We start from the raw sequence: 16,930 nt of genomic DNA on the forward strand, positions 1-16,930 counted from the left end.
ATAGACATGGCAAACATCAAGAACACGGCGGCCAAGGCGGATCTGCGCGGGGCGGTCCAGGTGACGGTGCGCGACAGCGCCACCGGCGCGCCGCTGGTCAACGCCGCCGTCAAGCTGTACAAGGCACACACCCAGCAGGGCGTGCCCATGGCGGACTGCGACGTGGACGAAGTGAGGAAGTGGCTGCCCGACGAGGCGCTGCTGGTGGCCACCGGCTTCACCGGGGCCGACGGCGGGGTGCTGTTCCCGTCGCTGGACGCCGGCGCCTACATCGCCGCCTACGACAACATCGTGCCGATGCGCATGGACGCGCTGTTCTACCAGTGCGCGGCGGTGCACAGCAACTGCACCGAGAACGTGTGCTTCGATTTCGCCTTCAATCCCCAGGTCGAGATCCAGTTCGAATCGAACTGCCGCGAAGTGGAGAACAACTGCGCCTTCGTCGGCGACAAGGCCAACGCCGAGGTGCACGTGGACGGCGACGGCCCGCTGGGCCAGGACGCGCTGCGCATCGTGGCGCGTTCGCCCTGGCAGCCGCGCGGCAGCGACGGCCGCCATTTCAGCACCACCATGCGCCGCGCCGGGCCGCAGCGCTTCGAGGCGCAGGTGCTGTTCGCGCGGCGCGGCCGGGCGGCCGGCGCGGCCGCCGGTGCCGGCATGCCGATGGCGCGCGGCGGCGGTCCCGGCGCCTCGCTGACGGCGGACCAGCTGGCGGGCGTGGTGGCGCCGGGGTCCATGGCGTCGCTGGGGGTGAGCTCGGACTTCGAGGCGGAGCAGCGCGTGCCGCAGCCCATCAGCGGCAACCTGGGCGTGTCGCTCACGCGCACCGAGACCGAGCCGACCGAGGACCTGCCGCTGTGGACCCTGATCCGCAACAGCACCGAGGCGCTGTCCTTCACCAATTACCTGGCTTTCCTGGACCAGCTGTTCTGCGACGCCAATGTGGCGGTGTCGGACTTCGAGCGGCTGCGCTTTGCGGGCAAGAACGCGGCCTTCAACGCCATCAAGTCGCGCCGCGCGCTGCCGTTCAACGATTCCGATTCCTACCGTGTGCTGAAGGCGGCCACGGAAGCCTTCGTGATGGTCAATTGCGGCGTGTTGAGCCTGCCGCTGGCCTTCAACCCGGCCGAGGACGCGGCCTACCTGGACCGGCGCGACATTCCCAACGGCGGCAGCCTGGCCGACGTGCTGGCCAACGAATACCTGGAGACGGTGGACGGCAACACGCTGGCCTTGCCCTACCTGGCCGTGATACGCCGCAAGCTGCCGGACATTCCCATCACCATACCGGGCAGCGGCAGCGAGGCGGACCTGTGCTTCGGCATTATCCAGGAGCGGCTGTCCAATCCCTGCCTGATAGAGCTGATCTGGTCCTACTGGATGGAGGAGGGCATGCTGGTGCAGACCATGAACGCCATCACGCAGCGCTTCCAGAACCTGCGCCCGGCCGGCACCGCGCTTGGCCAGGACCCGCTGGCCAATACCGAGATCGACATGCTGCGGCCGCTGAACAATCTGCTGTGGGGCTACACGCAGGACGAGCAGCACCGGCTCACCGTGGTGCGCCGCAACTACGAGTACGACCACCACTACGGCGTGCGGCTGGACGGCAAGGCCGTGCAACGCTTCCGCCCGGCCGACAGCCGCTCGAAATTCCTGGAGGCCTTCCACCATCTGCTGCGCCTGCTCACGTCCTTCTACCGGCAGGACGACGACACCACCGTCAAGGCGGACGCCTTCCCGGTTCTGAACGCGCTCAAGGAAGTGCACCTGATTTTGTCGCAGGGCGCGCACAACCAGTTCGGCGACCTGCCGTCCACCGCGCGCATCGAAATGCTGATGCAGCAATGGCTGCTGGGGCGGCCCGAGTTTCGCGAGTTCCTGCCCACGCGCGTGATGGTGGCCTACCCCGAGCCGTGGATGGACCGGGTGGATGCGATGAAGAAGCTGCAAGGGTGGACCGACACCAGCGTGATGCATTTCCGCTCGCTGGCCATGTTCGGCGAGCAGCTGCTGCTGTCCATCCGCTACGGCAACTGGAGCGACATCTACGAATCGACCCAGGCGTTCAACTGGGCGCGCTTCTGGCGGCCGCAAGCGCAAGGCTATATCCACGCCTACCGCGCGGCCACTGGTGTCGATCTGTCGGTCGACGGCGCGGACGTGGCCACCGACGCCACGCTGCCGTCCGTGCTGCTGCGCCAGCGCCTGGCCGCGCAGTTGGCCCGCGCCTGAGCCGGCGCGATGGCGGACCGGGATGCAAGCTGCGGGCAGGACTGCGGGGCCGCCGCCGGGGTACTGGATTTCACCAGCGCGCTGTATCTGGACATGCGGCATCCGTCCGGGGCGCTGGAGCCTTGGGAGTCGCTCACGCTGGGCAAGCCGGCGGCGCTGGAGCAGCCGCCCGGCGCCGCCGGCGTGGCGCGCGAGCTGGCGGTCTTGCTGGGCTGCGAGGCGGCGCTGCTGCTGCCGTCCACGCTGCATCTGTATTGGGACCTGTTCGCCATGCTGGCCGAGCAGACGGTGGCGCTGCTGATAGACGGCGGCGCCTATCCGATAGCGCGCTGGGGCGCGCAGCAGGCGCTCGCGCGCGGCGCCCCGATGCAGGTGTTCCGCCACGGCGACGCGGCTGGCCTCGCGCGCCTGGCGCGGCGCTGGGGCGCGCAAGGCCGGCGGCCGGTGGTGCTGGCGGACGGCTACAGCCCCGGCGCCGAACACCCGCCGCCCTTGTCCGACTATGCGGACATCGCCGCGCGGGACGGCGGCTGGCTGGTGCTGGACGACACGCAGCCGCTGGGTCTGCTGGGCCGGCGCGGCGGCGGCTCGGTCCCGCTCCACGGCCTGGCCGGGCCGCGGCAGGGCCGGGACAGCGCGTGGCCCTGCGGTGCGCCGCCTGGCCGGAGCGCGGGAAGGACGTCCGGCCGGGGCGCTACCCCGGTCTTGGTGGGGGCGTCGCTGGCCAAGGCGTTTGGCGCGCCGCTGGCGGTGCTGGCCGGAAGTGCGGCCATGCTGGCGCGTTTCGAGGAGCGCAGCCTGGTTCGTGTCCATGCCAGCCCGCCCAGTGTGGCTGCGGTCGCTGCGGCGCGGCGGGCCTTGCGCATCAACGCCGTTCGCGGAGGCGCTTTGCGGCTGGCTTTAAGGCGGCGCGTGCAGCAGTTCCGGGCCGGGCTGGCCGCCGCCGGTATTGCATGCTGTGGCGGCATGTTTCCGGTGCAGGTGGTGCCGCTAGCGGCCGGCGCCAATGGCCCGGCGCTGCAGGCCGCGCTGCGGTCCGAAGGCGTGCTGGCGCTGCTGCAAGGCCAGCGCGGCACGGCGCGGCTGACTTTTCTGCTGCGTGCAGGCCACAGCGCGCATGACGTGGCGCGGGCGGTGGCGGCGCTGGAACATCATATGAAGGAGCTGGCATGAATCATCAATTCGAAACCCTGCCTTTCGAACTGGAAGGCGAAATGGAATACGAGCGTGGCATGCGTCCGATGGGCGCCATGCGGGGTGGCGGCCGCGTCATTCCGCCGCGTGGCCGGCCGGGCTCCCGTGGACCGCGCGGCCCTTTCCGCCGGCCCTGGCCTGCGTGGCCCTACTACGGCCCGCGCTATGGCGGCTGGTGGCCTTACACTTCCGTCACCGTGCTGCCTTCCGATTCGGACGCGGACGAGCCGGACGAGCCGGGGGAGATGCCGCCCACCATCGCCGCCGCCATAGGCCGCCTGCCGGCGGCGCAACGGCCGGCCTACGTGGCGCTGGGGCCAATCACCGGCGCGCTGCGCGATCCCCGCGCCACCGGCCCCGGTTTCTACCTGATTGAATTTACCGTCAACGGCGTTCAGCGCGCCTACAGCGGGCAGACCGGCAATCTGCGGCGCCGCCTCCAGCAGCATGCGCTGTGCGGGCAGATGATGGGACTGCCGCTGGCCTCGCATTCGGTCTACGTGGCCCAATCGAGCCTGCCGGAAGCCCAGCGCCGCGCCGTTGAATACCGCATCCACGACGACATGTTCCGCACCAGCGCCGGCGTGCTGACCAACCAGCGCCGCGAACTGGAGGCGGAGCTGTTTGGCCATGAATGGCGATGAACAAAGGAGAGCATCATGTACTGCAAACAATGCAACTGCACTTCCTGCCGCAGCACCTCGGCCGGCGGTTTCGAAGTGATGGAATTCGAGTCCGCGCACGAGGGGCCGTTCAGCGAAGCACAGGAAATGGAACTTGCGATGGAATTGATGTCGGTCACCGGCGAAGCCGAGCTGGACCAGTTCCTGGGCGGCCTGTTCAAAAGCGCGTGGAAGGGCCTGAAGAAGGTTGGCTCGGCGATAGGCAAGGTGGCCAAGCCGCTGGGCGGCGTGTTGAAGGGGATAGCCAAGACGGCGCTGCCGATGGTGGGCGGCGCGCTGGGATCTTTCATCCCCATCCCCGGCGTGGGCACGGCGCTTGGCTCCGCGCTGGGCGGTGCGGTGGCCAAGGCGCTGGAGCTGGAGTTCAGCGGCATGGAATACGAACAGCAGGAGTTCGAAATGGCGCGCCGGTTTGTGCGCATAGCGGGTACGGCGGCGCAGCTGGCCGCCGGCGGCGACGGCAGCCCGCAGGCCGTGCGCAAGGCTTTGAGCGAATCGCTGCTGCAGCACGTGCCGCACTACGAGATGGCTGGTGAAATCGCCGGCGAGCAGGGCGAGGCATATGGAGGGCGCTGGCGCAAGCGGCGCGCGCAGCGCGGCTATGGCTATGGCTATGGTAGCGGCGGAAACGGCGGCGGCTTCGGCTGCTGATGCGGCGATGATAATCGACTGCCATTGCCACGCCGGTCCCGGCGACGGCTTGAGCGGCCCGTGGGACAGCGACGCGGGGCTGGGGCGCTACCTGTGCCGCGCGCGTGAAGCGGGCATAGACCGCTGCGCGCTGCTGGCCGCCTTCCACAGCGACTACGCTCGGGCCAACGCCGCCGTGGCGCGCATCGTGGCGTCGCGGCCGAAACAGTTTTATGGCTACGCCTTTGTGCACGCCGGGCGGGACCGGGGCCGGATTGCAGCCATGGTGCGCACGGCGGTGCAGGACTACGGCTTTATCGGCATCAAGCTGCACCGGCACGACGCGCGCATCAGCGGCGAAGTGTGCCAGGCGGCGCGCCTGTTCGGCGTGCCGGTGCTGTACGATCCGATGGGGGACGTGGCGGTGGCCGAGCTGCTGGCCGCGCAGTATCCGGATGTGGATTTCATCCTGCCCCACCTGGGCAGTTTTGCCGACGGCTGGGCCGCGCAGCTGGCGCTGATAGACCACCTGGTGCGGCACAAGAATATCTACACCGACAGCTCGGGCGTGCGGCGCTTTGATTTGCTGGAGCAGGCGGTGCGCCGCGCCGGTCCGCACAAAGTGCTGTTTGGTTCGGACGGACCATGGCTGCATCCGGGGCTGGAGCTGGAGAAGATACGGCTGCTGCACCTGCCCGAACGCGACGAAGCCCTGGTGTTGGGCGGGAATTTCTTGCGCCTAACCCGCCGTGCTCCAGGCCTTGCGGCGCAGCTGTAGCGCGCGGTCGGTCACGCCTAGCCGCACGGCGGCGCGCTGGTTGTTGTCGTTCTCCTGTTCGAGCACCAGCTGGATCGCCATGTCGCCGGCCGCCTGCGTGATGCGCCCCAGTCCCACGCCCAGGTCGACGGCGTGGCGGATGGCGCTGGCGAAGCAGCTGTCCGGCCACACCGTGGCGCCGCGCGGGCGCTCGTCCAGCGGCACGTCGCCTATGGTGAGCGGCCCCGGCCCGCAATGGCGGTGCCAGATGCGCGACACGGTCTGGCGCAGGTCGCGCACATTGCCGGGGTAGTCGCGCGTGAGCAGGAATCCCTTGAGCGCCGGGTCCAGCTCGCAGCACGCTTCCCCCTGCGCCAGCAGGCGGATGAAATGCTGCGCCAGCGGCAGGATGTCGCTTTGGCGTTCGCGCAGTGGCGGCGGACGGCAGCGCCAGCCGGCGATGCGGTAGTAGAGGTCGGCGCGGAAGCTGCCGTCGGCCACGCCGGCCTCCAGGTCGCGGTTGGTGGCGCACACCAGGCGGAAGCGGGTTGGCTGCCAGGTGTTGCTGCCCACGCGCTTGTACTGCTGCTCCTGGATCACGCGCAGCAGCTGCGCCTGCATGGGCAAGGGCAGCTCGCCCACTTCGTCCAGGAACAGGATGCCCCCGTCGGCCAGCGCAAAGGCGCCGTCGCGCGCGGCGGCCGCGCCGGTGAAGGCGCCGCGCTCGTGGCCGAAGAACTCGCTGCCCGCCAGTTCCGGCGACAGCGTGGTGCAGTCCACCACCACCATGTCCCTTGCCGCGCCGCCCGGCCCGAGCCGGTGTATCAGCTGCGCGATCTGCTCCTTGCCGGTGCCGGTCTCGCCGGTGATGAGCACGGACGACTGGGTGAACGCCGCCACCTCCACCACATTGCGCACCAGCGCGCGCCAGGCCGGGCTGTTGCCGACCAGGGTGGCTTGCACGGCCGCCGAGTCCATCAGCCGCTGCACCGCCTGCCAGCGCCGCAGCCGCGCCGCCGCCTGGGCCGCCACCTCGGCCGCCGCGCCGCCGGGCGGCCACTGCAGCAGGTCCGAGGCGCCCGCCGCCAGCGCGGCCCACATGGCGTCGGCACTGAGGGCGGGGCCGCAGCAGACGGCCAGCAAGGTGGCGCGCGCGGACAGCGCGGACAGCAGCTCGGCCAGCCTTTCGCTCCAGGCCTCAAACAGCACCACGCCCAGTGCATTGCGCGGGACTGCTGCGGCATCGCTCAGGCTGGCTGCGATGCCCAGCTTGGCAAGCTCATCCACCATCGCCAGGCCAGCCTCCCGCCGCGTCTGTTCGACCAGGTGCAGCCATACGGCGAGCGCGTCCGGACGTTCCATAAGCGTAGGCGAGAGGGTGAGGCGGCACTATAGATCCGCACCGCTCAGCAGCGCTTGATGTGCCGCAAAGGTGCGTGGTTCGGGCAAAAAAAAACGCCAGCGCTAGGGCTGGCGTTTTGCTGGTGCGCATGCTGTGGCGGGTTACGCGGGACCAGCCCGCTAACCCGCCCTACGGCTGCTTATTGCTTCACGCAGTCCACGAAGTAGTCGCGCTTGCCGTTCACTTCGCGCTTGACCAGGCCGTGCACGTCGGTCTCGAAGCCGGGGAAGCGCTCGTTGAAGTCGCGCGCAAAGCGCAGGTAGTCGACGATGGTCTTGTTGAAACGCTCGCCCGGGATCAGCAGCGGAATGCCCGGTGGATACGGCGTCAGCAGGATGGAGGTGATGCGGCCTTCCAGCTCGTCGATCGCCACGCGCTCGATTTCGCGGTGCGCCATCTTGGCGAACGCGTCCGACGGCTTCATGGCCGGGATCATGTCCGACAGGTACATTTCCGTGGTCAGGCGCGCCACGTCGTAGGCCTTGTAGAAGTCGTGGATCTGCTGGCACAGGTCGCGCAGGCCCATCTGCTCGTAGCGCGGGTTCGCTTGCGAGAACTCGGGCAGGATGCGCCACAGCGGCATGTTCTTGTCGTAGTCGTCCTTGAACTGCTGCAGCGCGGTCAGCAGCGTGTTCCAGCGGCCTTTGGTGATGCCGATGGTGAACATGATGAAGAAGGAGTACAGGCCGCACTTCTCCACGATCACGCCGTGCTCCGCCAGGTACTTGGTCACGATGGAGGCCGGAATGCCGGTCTCGCCGAACTGGCCGTCCAGCGACAGGCCGGGGTTGACGATGGTGGCCTTGATCGGGTCCAGCATGTTGAAGCCCGGCGCCAGCTTGCCGAAGCCGTGCCATTCCTGGCTGTCCTCGGTGAAGATCCAGTCGGCCTGCGAGCCGATGCCTTCTTCGGCGAACTCGTTCGGACCCCAGACCTTGAACCACCAGTCCTTGCCCCATTCCTCGTCGATCTTGCGCATGGCGCGGCGGAAGTCCAGCGCTTCCAGGATGGATTCTTCCACCAGCGCGGTGCCGCCCGGCGCTTCCATCATGGCCGCAGCCACGTCGCACGAGGCGATGATGGAGTATTGCGGCGAGGTGGAGGTGTGCATTAGGTAGGCCTCGTTGAAGGCGTCCCGGTCCAGCTTGACCGTCTCCGATTCGCGCACCAGCACCTGCGAGGCCTGCGACAGGCCCGCCAGCAGCTTGTGCGTGGACTGGGTGGAGAAGATCATCGATTCCTTGGCGCGCGGACGGTCCTTGCCGATGGCGTGCATATTCTTGTAGAAATCGTGGAAGGTGGCGTGCGGCAGCCACGCTTCGTCGAAGTGCAGCGTGTCGATCTTACCGTCCAGCATTTCGCGCAGGGTCTCGACGTTGTACACCACGCCGTCGTAGGTCGACTGGGTGATGGTCAGGATGCGCGGCTTCTTGTTCTTGGCGTCGCGCGCGAACGGGTTGGCGTCGATCTTGCGCTGGATGCTCTCCATCGAGAACTCTTCCAGCGGGATCGGGCCGATGATGCCGAGGTGGTTACGGGTCGGCATCAGGAACACGGGAATCGCGCCGCACATGATGATGGAGTGCAGGATCGATTTGTGGCAGTTGCGGTCCACCACCACGATGTCGCCCGGCGCCACGGTCGAGTGCCACACCATCTTGTTGGAGGTGGAGGTACCGTTGGTGACGAAGTAGGCGTGGTCGGCGTTGTAGATGCGCGCCGCGTTGCGCTCGGACGCGGCCACCGGGCCGGTGTGGTCCAGCAGCTGGCCCAGCTCTTCCACCGCGTTGCAGACGTCGGCGCGCAGCATGTTCTCGCCGAAGAACTGGTGGAACATCTGGCCGATGGGCGACTTCAGGAAAGCCACGCCGCCGGAGTGGCCGGGGCAGTGCCAGGAGTAGGAGCCGTCGTTAGCGTAGTGCACCAGCGCGCGGAAGAAGGGCGGCGCCAGGCCGTCCAGGTAGCTTTTCGCTTCGCGGATGATGTGGCGCGCCACGAATTCCGGGGTGTCCTCGAACATGTGGATGAAGCCGTGCAGTTCGCGCAGGATATCGTTCGGGATATGGCGCGAGGTGCGGGTTTCGCCGTACAGGTAGATCGGGATGTCCGAGTTCTTGTAGCGGATCTCTTCCACGAAGGCGCGCAGCGACTTCAGGGCGTGGTCGGTTTCTTCCACGGTGCCGCCGCCGAATTCCTCGTCGTCGATGGACAGCACGAAGGCCGAGGCGCGCGACTGCTGCTGCGCGAACTGGGACAGGTCGCCATAGCTGGTTACGCCCAGCACTTCCATGCCTTCTTTTTCCATCGCGGCGGCCAGGGCGCGGATGCCCAGGCCGGACGTGTTCTCAGAGCGGAAATCCTCGTCAATGATGACGATGGGGAAACGAAATTTCATTACTTGTCTCCAAAAAGAAGAACCGCCCCGGGCGAATATGGCCGGAGCGGGCTGGGCGAAAAAAAATAAGAACGGGATTCTCGCAGAAATTGCCGCCAACAGGGAAAAAAATTGCGCCGCGGGCGGCAGCGTCTTTCATATCAGTGGTGCACGGCGGCGGAACCGCCCATCAGCGCACCTATCGGGTCGATATGCAGCGCCGCGAACAGGCCCAGCGCAATCCCGGCGCCGGCCACCGCGTAGGCAGTGTACAGCAGCCAGCGGCGATGCGTCAGAAGGGTGATCGCCGCCAGCGAAATGGCGATCTGCTCGGCCGTGGTGGCCAGCGCCCATTGGTGGTGCTGGTGCAGCGCGGCGTCGGATTTCTTATTCCATTCGGACGACGAAGCCTCCCACTTTTCGGCTTCCTTCTTGATGTCTTCCTTTTCGCTGCGGTAGCGCGCCACTTCGGCCTTGTACTTTTCCGGGTCCACATTGGGCAGCGTCATGGCCAGTTCGGCCAGGTTCTGCTTGTTGGACTTGGCCTGGTAGTAGTTCCAGCTGTTGGCGGCCTGGGTCTTGTCGATGGCGGCGTTGTTCTTGAACAGGGCCGCCTCGTTCTGCGTGGCGCCGCCCTGGTAGCCGAACAGCGCGCCCACCGTGGCCAGGATGGCGGTGGTGACGGCGATATTGCCGGAGAATTTGTCGGCGCTGTGCGCGGCGTGCTCCACGGCGTGGTCGTGCGGGCCGTGGACGTGAAAACCGTGTCCTGACATGTGTGTATTCCTTGTTGGTTAGGCAGTTGCTGCGGCCGGACGGCGGCGCAGCGTGGCGAAGGCGTAGGGCAGGCCGTTGGCCGATGTGTATTCCTGGCGTTCCATCTGCTGCCATTCCTCGCCCAGCGGGGGGAAGAAGGCGTCGCATTCAAAAGTCTGGCCGATTTCGGTCACGATGAGCTGGTCGGCCAGGGCCAATGCCTCGGCGTAGATCTGGGCGCCGCCGATGATGAAGGCTTCGGCCTCGTCTTTCACCAGCGCGCGCGCTTGCTCCAGCGTATGCACGGCCTCCACGCCGTCGGCGCGCCATTCGGCGTTGCGGGTGATGATGATATTGCGCCGGTTCGGCAGCGGGCGGCCGATGGACTCGTAGGTCTTGCGGCCCATGATGACCGGGTGGCCGGTGGTCAGGCGCTTGAAGTGCGCCATGTCCTCCGGCAGCTTCCACGGCAGGGCGTTGTTGATGCCGATGCCGCGCTGGGCGTCTGTGGCGACGATGATGGTCAGTAGTGTCATTTGGGCGCGTCGGTATCTTGTGGTGCTTGGCCCGACATTATAGCTGCCCGCCGCCTGTTCCGCATACCCGGCACACACTGCTGAATAGCTGGAAAGTGCCATAATTTTAATTTTATGATTTAATTATTTTCCCTCACGCCGGCCGCTCCAAGGAGATTAAAATGAATTCAAGCAAGTTGGCATCTGCGATAAATATATTTTCCGGCGCGGAAAAATCGGATTCAAGTAAATTCAAAATCGAAGTATTGAATAAGGATTTACCGGATGGAATATGTCCCGCCGGTGCACCGCTGCTGGCGGGGCTGGCCCTGCTGGCGGCGCTGACGCTAACGGGAGGGAATGCCTGGGCGGCAGGCAGCGGCGTGCTGGACCTGTCCGCCTGGAGCTATGCGCTAACCGATCTGGCGCCGCAGGATGGCATCGCGCCCGGCATCGTGATTTCCGATTTGAGCAACGGGCTCACCTACCGTAGCAATATCGTGTATCAATCCATGTCGGAACAAACCTGGAATTCCCTGCCGCTGAGTTGGACGGGGGCCAGCGGCAGCGCTTTTTCGGTGAGTTCGGCCGCCGGCCTGTCGCTGGCCGCGCAGACGGCGGGACCGCGCATCAGCGCGACGGGCGAACGCAACTATGCGTTTAGCCTGTCGCCCAACACCGCGCTCCAGTTTTTCCTCACAGGCAGCGCGAGCGCCGCAGGGGATGCGGTGAACACACCGCAGGTATATGCTTATATGACTGCCGGACTGAATTCCACGCATGCCGCTGGCTATACGAGCGACAGCATGACGCTGAGCGTTCCCGGTAGCCGCGACTTTACGCTATTCGGCGCCCTCGAATCCAAGGGGGAGCAGGCGATCGGCACAATTTCGCTGAGCGCCGCCGCCATCGTCTGGCAAAACCCATTGCCCCCGGTGCCCGAGCCTGCAAGCTATGTAATGCTGCTGGCTGGATTGGCCTTGTTAATCAGGCTTGCAAAAGGACGCCTCGAAGGCTAGTCGCCAGCGCCATGTGTCAATGGAATTAATACTTCGGCAATGTCAACCTATCGCCACCCTTATTCAAATTTGTCCATGACATTCAAAGTTACGATGTCTGTTGAGTTAATGTAATTGCACTGCTTGTTGTTGAATTGCATCATGGAAACTGTTAAATATCAGGAAGCTGGCCGGATATTTTGTTTGGTGTGATTTTTGGAGAGAGTTAACCCGCTTCTTTTCTCGTATCGTGGCATCGGCGTACAGACTTTATTTCCTCTTCGGAAGTGAAATCTGGGCAAAATGTTAAATGATGCAGGAAGGAGACGGGGAATGAAGCATCCACTCAAGCATGCCTTGGGCGCGGTTGAACACGCCACGCTGGCGCTGGCGGACGGGACACTGTTTGAAGGCGTCTCCATCGGCGCCACGGGCCACACCAGCGGCGAAGTCGTGTTCAACACGGCCATGAGCGGCTATCAGGAGATATTGAGCGATCCCAGCTACAGCCGCCAGATCGTCACGCTGACCTATCCCCACATCGGCAACACCGGCGTCAACGGCGAAGACAACGAGTCGCCGCGCATCCACGCCGCCGGCCTGGTCATCAAGGACCTGCCGCTGCTGGCCTCCAATTTCCGCTCCTCGCAAAGCCTGTCCGCCTGGCTGCGCGGGCAGGGCATCGTCGCCATCGCCAACATCGACACGCGCAAGCTGACCCGCATCCTGCGCGAGGGCGGCGCGCAGAACGGCGCCATCGTGGCCGGCGGCGCCGGCGCCACGGCGGGCGAACGCGCACTGGCGCTGGCGCGCAGCTTCCCCGGCCTGGCCGGCATGGACCTGGCGCGCACCGTCAGCACCGCCAGCCCATACGAATGGCACGCCACCGAATGGCGCCTGGGCAAAGGCCACGGCCGGCTGGCCAGCGCGCGTTTCCACGTGGTGGCTTACGACTACGGCGTGAAAACGAACATCCTGCGCATGCTGGCCGAGCGCGGCTGCCGCGTCACCGTGCTGCCCGCCGACGCGGGCGCGCAGGCGGCGCTGGCGCTGCAGCCGGACGGCATATTCCTGTCCAACGGCCCCGGCGACCCGCAGCCCTGCGACTACGCGATCGAGGCCGCGCGCGAACTGATAGAACGCGGCATTCCCACCTTCGGCATCTGCCTGGGCCACCAGATCATGGCGCTGGCCTCCGGCGCGCGCACCGTGAAGATGAAGTTCGGCCACCACGGCGCCAACCATCCGGTGCAGGACGTCGCCACCGGCAAGGTGATGATCACCTCCCAGAACCACGGCTTCGCGGTCGATCCCGATACGCTGCCCGCCAACTGCCGCGTCACGCATATCTCGCTGTTCGACGGCTCGCTGCAGGGCTTTATGCGCACCGACCGTCCGGCCTTCTGCTTCCAGGGCCACCCGGAAGCCTCGCCCGGTCCGCACGACCTGGCGCCCTTGTTCGACCGTTTCGTCAACCTGATGGGGGGCCAGCAGCATGCCTAAGCGTACCGACATTAACAGCATCCTGATTATCGGCGCCGGCCCCATCGTGATCGGCCAAGCCTGCGAGTTCGACTACTCCGGCGCCCAGGCCTGCAAGGCGCTGCGCGAGGAGGGCTACAAGGTCATCCTGGTGAACAGCAACCCGGCCACCATCATGACCGACCCCGACATGGCGGACGTGACCTATATCGAGCCCATCACCTGGGAGGTGGTGGCGCGCATTATCGAGAAGGAGCGCCCGCAGGCGGTGCTGCCCACCATGGGCGGCCAGACCGCGCTCAATTGCGCGCTCGACCTGCACCGCCAGGGTGTGCTGGAGCAGTTCGGCGTGGAGCTGATCGGCGCCACGCCGGAAGCTATCGACAAGGCCGAGGACCGCGCCAAGTTCAAGGCCTGCATGAGCAAGATCGGCCTGGAGTCGGCCCGTTCGGGCATCGCCCACAGCATGGCCGAGGCCTGGGCCGCACAGGAGGAGCTGGGCTTCCCGGTGATTATCCGTCCTTCGTTCACCATGGGCGGCAGCGGCGGCGGCATTGCGCACGACGCGGCGGAGTTCAGCGCAATCTGCGCGCGCGGGCTGGAGCTGTCGCCCACGTCCGAGCTGCTGATCGAGGAATCGCTGATCGGCTGGAAGGAATTCGAAATGGAGGTGGTGCGCGACCAGGCGGACAACTGCATCATCGTCTGTTCCATCGAGAACCTGGACCCGATGGGCGTGCACACCGGCGACTCCATCACCGTGGCCCCGGCGCAGACGCTCACCGATAAAGAGTACCAGATCATGCGCAACGCCAGCCTGGCTGTGCTGCGCAAGATAGGCGTGGACACCGGCGGCTCCAACGTGCAGTTCGCGCTGAACCCGGCCGACGGCCGCATGATCGTGATCGAGATGAATCCGCGCGTGTCGCGTTCTTCGGCGCTGGCGTCGAAGGCCACCGGCTTCCCCATTGCCCGCGTGGCGGCCAAGCTGGCGGTGGGCTTCACGCTGGACGAGCTGCAGAACGACATCACCGGCGGCGCCACGCCGGCCTCCTTCGAGCCGTCCATCGACTACGTGGTCACCAAGGTGCCGCGCTTCGCGTTTGAAAAATTCCCCGGCGCGGACGAGCGCCTGACCACGCAGATGAAATCCGTGGGAGAGGTCATGGCCATAGGCCGCACCTTCCAGGAATCGTTCCAGAAGGCCTTGCGCGGCCTGGAGGCGGGCTGCGACGGCCTGGACGGCCTGCAGCGCTTCAGCACCGGCGCCGCCGTGATCGCCGGGCAGCTGGCCGCGCCCGGGCCGCAGCGCATCTGGTACCTGGCCGAGGCCTTCGCGCAGGGCATGACGCTGGACGAGGCGCATCGCCTGTCCCGTATCGATCCCTGGTTCCTGGCCCAGATCCACGACCTGGTGGAAGTGGAGCAGTGGGTGCGGACCCAAACGCTGGAAGGGCTGGACAAGCCGGTGCTGTACCGCCTGAAGCAGCAGGGCTTCGGCGACCGCCGCCTGGGCGCGCTGCTGGGCGTGTCCGAACAGGCGGTGCGCACCCATCGCCGCCTGCTCGGCGTGCGTCCGGTGTACAAGCGGGTAGACACCTGCGCGGCCGAATTCGCCACCCGCACCGCCTATATGTATTCGACCTATGACGAGGAATGCGAAGCGCAGCCGACCAATGCGCGCAAGATCATGGTGCTGGGCGGCGGGCCCAACCGCATCGGCCAGGGCATAGAGTTCGACTACTGCTGCGTGCACGCGGCGCTGGCCATGCGCGAGGACGGCTACGAGACCATCATGGTCAACTGCAATCCCGAGACCGTGTCCACCGACTACGACACCTCCGACCGCCTGTACTTCGAATCGCTGACCCTGGAGGACGTGCTGGAGATCGCCGCCATCGAGCGGCCCATGGGCGTGATCGTGCAGTACGGCGGCCAGACCCCGCTCAAGCTGGCGCTGGAGCTGGAGGCGGCGGGCGTGCGCATTATCGGCACCTCGCCGGACATGATAGACGCCGCCGAGGACCGCGAGCGCTTCCAGCAGCTGCTGCACCAGCTGGACCTGCGCCAGCCGCCCAACCGCACCGCCCGCACCGAGCAGGACGCGGTGATGCTGGCCGAGGAGATAGGCTATCCGCTGGTGGTGCGCCCGTCCTATGTGCTGGGCGGCCGCGCCATGGAGATCGTGCACGAGCGCGCCGACCTGGAACGCTATATGCGCGAAGCGGTGAAGGTGTCGCACGACTCGCCGGTGCTGCTGGACCGCTTCCTGAACGACGCCATCGAAGTGGACGTGGACTGCGTTTCGGACGGCGCGCAAGTGGTGATAGGCGGCGTGATGGAGCACATCGAGCAGGCCGGCATCCACTCCGGCGACTCGGCCTGCTCGCTGCCGCCGTATTCGCTGGCGCACGACACCGTGGCCGAGATCAAGCGCCAGACCGAGCGCCTGGCGCGCGGCCTGCATGTGGTGGGGCTGATGAATGTGCAGTTCGCGGTCCAGCGCAACAAGGTGGACGGCCGCGTGCGCGACCAGATCTTCGTGCTGGAAGTCAATCCGCGCGCCTCGCGCACCGTGCCTTTCGTCTCCAAGGCCACCGGCCTTGCGCTGGCCAAGGTGGCGGCGCGCTGCATGGCCGGACAGTCGCTGGCCGAGCAGGGCGTGACGGCGGAACGCGTGCCGCCGTATTTCAGCGTGAAAGAGGCGGTGCTGCCGTTCGCCAAATTCCTCGGCGTGGACACCATACTCGGACCGGAAATGAAGTCCACCGGCGAGGTCATGGGCTGCGGCCCCACCTTCGGCGAGGCCTATTTCAAGGCGCTGCTGGGCGCCGGCGTGCGCCTGCCGCGCGGCGGCCAGGCTTATTTGCGCGTGAAAAAAGGCGACCAGGCGCGCGCCGTGGCGCTGGCGCGCGAGCTGTCGGAGTTCGGCTTTGAACTGCTGGCCAGCCATGTGACGGCGCTGGTGATAGGGGCGGCCGGCATCGCCGTGCGCGAGATCGCGGACGAGCAAGCCCTGGCCATGCTGGCCAACAAGCAGATCGGCCTGGTGGTGCTGACGGTGGACGAAAAACGCAGCGCCATCGGCGCCTCGCGCGCCATGCGGGTGGCCACGCTGGGCTCGGGCGCGGCGTATTTCACCACCATCGCGGCGGCCGAAGCGGCGCTGGAAGCCATGCGCCATGCGGACGACACCACGCTGCTGTCCGTGCAGGATTTGCACCGGCAGGCGGCCAGGGCGCAGCTGGAAGCGCACGTGGCGCAGGCGGCGCGCGAAGCCATCGCGCTGGTCAGCGCAGCCGCGCGCGCCCGCCGCGAGCCGGACCCCGCCGACCTGGCCGCAGCCGCCACTGAAGTGCCGGAACGGCGCCGCGGTACGCGCGAACGCGCCGTGGGCGTACCGCCGCTCAAGCTCTTCATCCGCCAGCCGTTCACCGAGTCCGACCAGCAGCAGCAAGGCATGATCGCCGACATCCTGCAGCTGATCGACAGCGCCAACGGCCTGCCGCATCCCTTCCTCTACCTCACCGGCACCGAGGCGGAAAGCGCGGACACCTTCCGCACGTCCTTCGAGCGCAAACAGGAGCTGCCGTTCACGCCGAAGAACTTCCGCCGCCACCGGCTGCAATTGCTGCAGGAGGCAGACGTGATGATCAACATCCGCGTCGGCATGAGCGAGAGCAGCGCCTTTGAACTGGCCTACCACATCTTCCAGGGCCGGCGCACGCCGGTGCTGTTCCTGGTCTGGAAAGGCGCGCCGATCAAGACCACGCTGCTGCGCGAGCTGGATGACTTGTGCGACGTGACCTATATCGAATTTGAAGAAGTAGAAGAACTGAGGAGCGGCTTGCACCGCTTCTTCAATAGCAAAGCAGTAAAAATCCAAGACTAAGCAAGGAGTATC

12 protein-coding genes are annotated in these 16,930 nt (G+C 66.4%); 8 read left to right on the forward strand and 4 right to left on the reverse strand.

Going from position 1 to position 16,930, the window contains the following annotated elements; all coding sequences use genetic code 11:
- Positions 1 to 6 precede the first annotated feature (6 nt).
- The 5 genes from AC07S4_RS02515 to AC07S4_RS02535 are packed head-to-tail and all read left to right on the forward strand — an operon-like array spanning position 7 to position 5,520.
- Positions 7 to 2,235, forward strand: coding sequence for a hypothetical protein (locus AC07S4_RS02515; protein WP_494985089.1), 2,229 nt, complete (start codon positions 7 to 9; stop codon positions 2,233 to 2,235).
- A 9-nt stretch (positions 2,236 to 2,244) separates the two neighbouring features.
- Complete coding sequence (locus AC07S4_RS02520) at positions 2,245 to 3,408, forward strand: aminotransferase class I/II-fold pyridoxal phosphate-dependent enzyme (RefSeq protein ID WP_494985090.1); 1,164 nt, start codon at positions 2,245 to 2,247, stop codon at positions 3,406 to 3,408.
- The gene (locus AC07S4_RS02525; RefSeq protein ID WP_494985091.1) at positions 3,405 to 4,073 is read left to right on the forward strand and encodes a GIY-YIG nuclease family protein; all 669 of its coding nucleotides are present in this window, start codon (positions 3,405 to 3,407) and stop codon (positions 4,071 to 4,073) included. The genes AC07S4_RS02520 and AC07S4_RS02525 overlap by 4 nt, the downstream gene beginning before the upstream one ends.
- A gap of 15 nt (positions 4,074 to 4,088) precedes the next feature.
- Positions 4,089 to 4,763, forward strand: coding sequence for a hypothetical protein (locus AC07S4_RS02530; protein WP_494985092.1), 675 nt, complete (start codon positions 4,089 to 4,091; stop codon positions 4,761 to 4,763).
- Positions 4,720 to 5,520 (forward strand): amidohydrolase family protein, encoded by an 801-nt coding sequence (locus tag AC07S4_RS02535; RefSeq protein WP_494985093.1) that lies wholly within the window; start codon positions 4,720 to 4,722, stop codon positions 5,518 to 5,520. The genes AC07S4_RS02530 and AC07S4_RS02535 overlap by 44 nt, the downstream gene beginning before the upstream one ends.
- Here the strand turns inward: AC07S4_RS02535 and AC07S4_RS02540 are convergent.
- The 4 genes from AC07S4_RS02540 to AC07S4_RS02555 form a co-directional block, all read right to left on the reverse strand.
- Positions 5,482 to 6,861: a sigma 54-interacting transcriptional regulator gene (locus tag AC07S4_RS02540; protein ID WP_494985094.1), complete on the reverse strand. Its 1,380-nt coding sequence runs from the start codon at positions 6,859 to 6,861 to the stop codon at positions 5,482 to 5,484. The two genes, AC07S4_RS02535 and AC07S4_RS02540, sit on opposite strands and share 39 nt — an antisense overlap.
- Positions 6,862 to 7,040: 179 nt before the next feature.
- Positions 7,041 to 9,296, reverse strand: a complete 2,256-nt coding sequence (locus AC07S4_RS02545) for an Orn/Lys/Arg family decarboxylase (protein ID WP_494985095.1) — start codon at positions 9,294 to 9,296, stop codon at positions 7,041 to 7,043.
- A 140-nt stretch (positions 9,297 to 9,436) separates the two neighbouring features.
- Positions 9,437 to 10,051, reverse strand: coding sequence for a DUF4337 domain-containing protein (locus AC07S4_RS02550; RefSeq protein ID WP_494985096.1), 615 nt, complete (start codon positions 10,049 to 10,051; stop codon positions 9,437 to 9,439).
- An 18-nt stretch (positions 10,052 to 10,069) separates the two neighbouring features.
- Complete coding sequence (locus AC07S4_RS02555) at positions 10,070 to 10,567, reverse strand: dihydrofolate reductase (RefSeq protein ID WP_494985097.1); 498 nt, start codon at positions 10,565 to 10,567, stop codon at positions 10,070 to 10,072.
- A gap of 161 nt (positions 10,568 to 10,728) precedes the next feature.
- Here AC07S4_RS02555 and AC07S4_RS02560 point away from each other — a divergent pair, with 161 nt between their 5' ends.
- The 3 genes from AC07S4_RS02560 to carB all read left to right on the forward strand — a co-directional run bounded on the left by AC07S4_RS02560 (position 10,729) and on the right by carB (position 16,918).
- On the forward strand, positions 10,729 to 11,565 hold the full coding sequence (locus tag AC07S4_RS02560) for a PEP-CTERM sorting domain-containing protein (protein ID WP_494985098.1): 837 nt from the start codon (positions 10,729 to 10,731) through the stop codon (positions 11,563 to 11,565).
- 312 nt (positions 11,566 to 11,877) lie between these two features.
- Entirely contained in the window at positions 11,878 to 13,047 is a 1,170-nt protein-coding gene (gene carA, locus AC07S4_RS02565) for a glutamine-hydrolyzing carbamoyl-phosphate synthase small subunit (protein ID WP_494985099.1), read from the forward strand.
- Positions 13,040 to 16,918: a carbamoyl-phosphate synthase large subunit gene (gene carB / locus AC07S4_RS02570; protein ID WP_494985100.1), complete on the forward strand. Its 3,879-nt coding sequence runs from the start codon at positions 13,040 to 13,042 to the stop codon at positions 16,916 to 16,918. Before carA ends, carB begins: the two co-directional genes overlap by 8 nt.
- The last annotated feature ends 12 nt before the right edge of the window (positions 16,919 to 16,930 follow it).

The sequence above is a fragment of the Pseudoduganella sp. GW821-FHT05F09 genome (assembly GCF_059419605.1).

Bases quoted from the DNA above. Each gene is read 5' to 3' on its own strand.
- AC07S4_RS02520 (WP_494985090.1), top strand. From the start codon at position 2,245: ATGGCGGACCGGGATGCAAGCTGCGGGCAGGACTGCGGGGCCGCCGCC.
- AC07S4_RS02555 (WP_494985097.1), bottom strand. From the start codon at position 10,567: ATGACACTACTGACCATCATCGTCGCCACAGACGCCCAGCGCGGCATC.
- AC07S4_RS02515 (WP_494985089.1), top strand. From the start codon at position 7: ATGGCAAACATCAAGAACACGGCGGCCAAGGCGGATCTGCGCGGGGCG.
- AC07S4_RS02540 (WP_494985094.1), bottom strand. From the start codon at position 6,861: ATGGAACGTCCGGACGCGCTCGCCGTATGGCTGCACCTGGTCGAACAG.
- AC07S4_RS02545 (WP_494985095.1), bottom strand. From the start codon at position 9,296: ATGAAATTTCGTTTCCCCATCGTCATCATTGACGAGGATTTCCGCTCT.
- AC07S4_RS02525 (WP_494985091.1), top strand. From the start codon at position 3,405: ATGAATCATCAATTCGAAACCCTGCCTTTCGAACTGGAAGGCGAAATG.
- AC07S4_RS02560 (WP_494985098.1), top strand. From the start codon at position 10,729: ATGAATTCAAGCAAGTTGGCATCTGCGATAAATATATTTTCCGGCGCG.
- AC07S4_RS02535 (WP_494985093.1), top strand. From the start codon at position 4,720: ATGGCTATGGTAGCGGCGGAAACGGCGGCGGCTTCGGCTGCTGATGCG.
- carA (WP_494985099.1), top strand. From the start codon at position 11,878: ATGAAGCATCCACTCAAGCATGCCTTGGGCGCGGTTGAACACGCCACG.
- carB (WP_494985100.1), top strand. From the start codon at position 13,040: ATGCCTAAGCGTACCGACATTAACAGCATCCTGATTATCGGCGCCGGC.
- AC07S4_RS02550 (WP_494985096.1), bottom strand. From the start codon at position 10,051: ATGTCAGGACACGGTTTTCACGTCCACGGCCCGCACGACCACGCCGTG.
- AC07S4_RS02530 (WP_494985092.1), top strand. From the start codon at position 4,089: ATGTACTGCAAACAATGCAACTGCACTTCCTGCCGCAGCACCTCGGCC.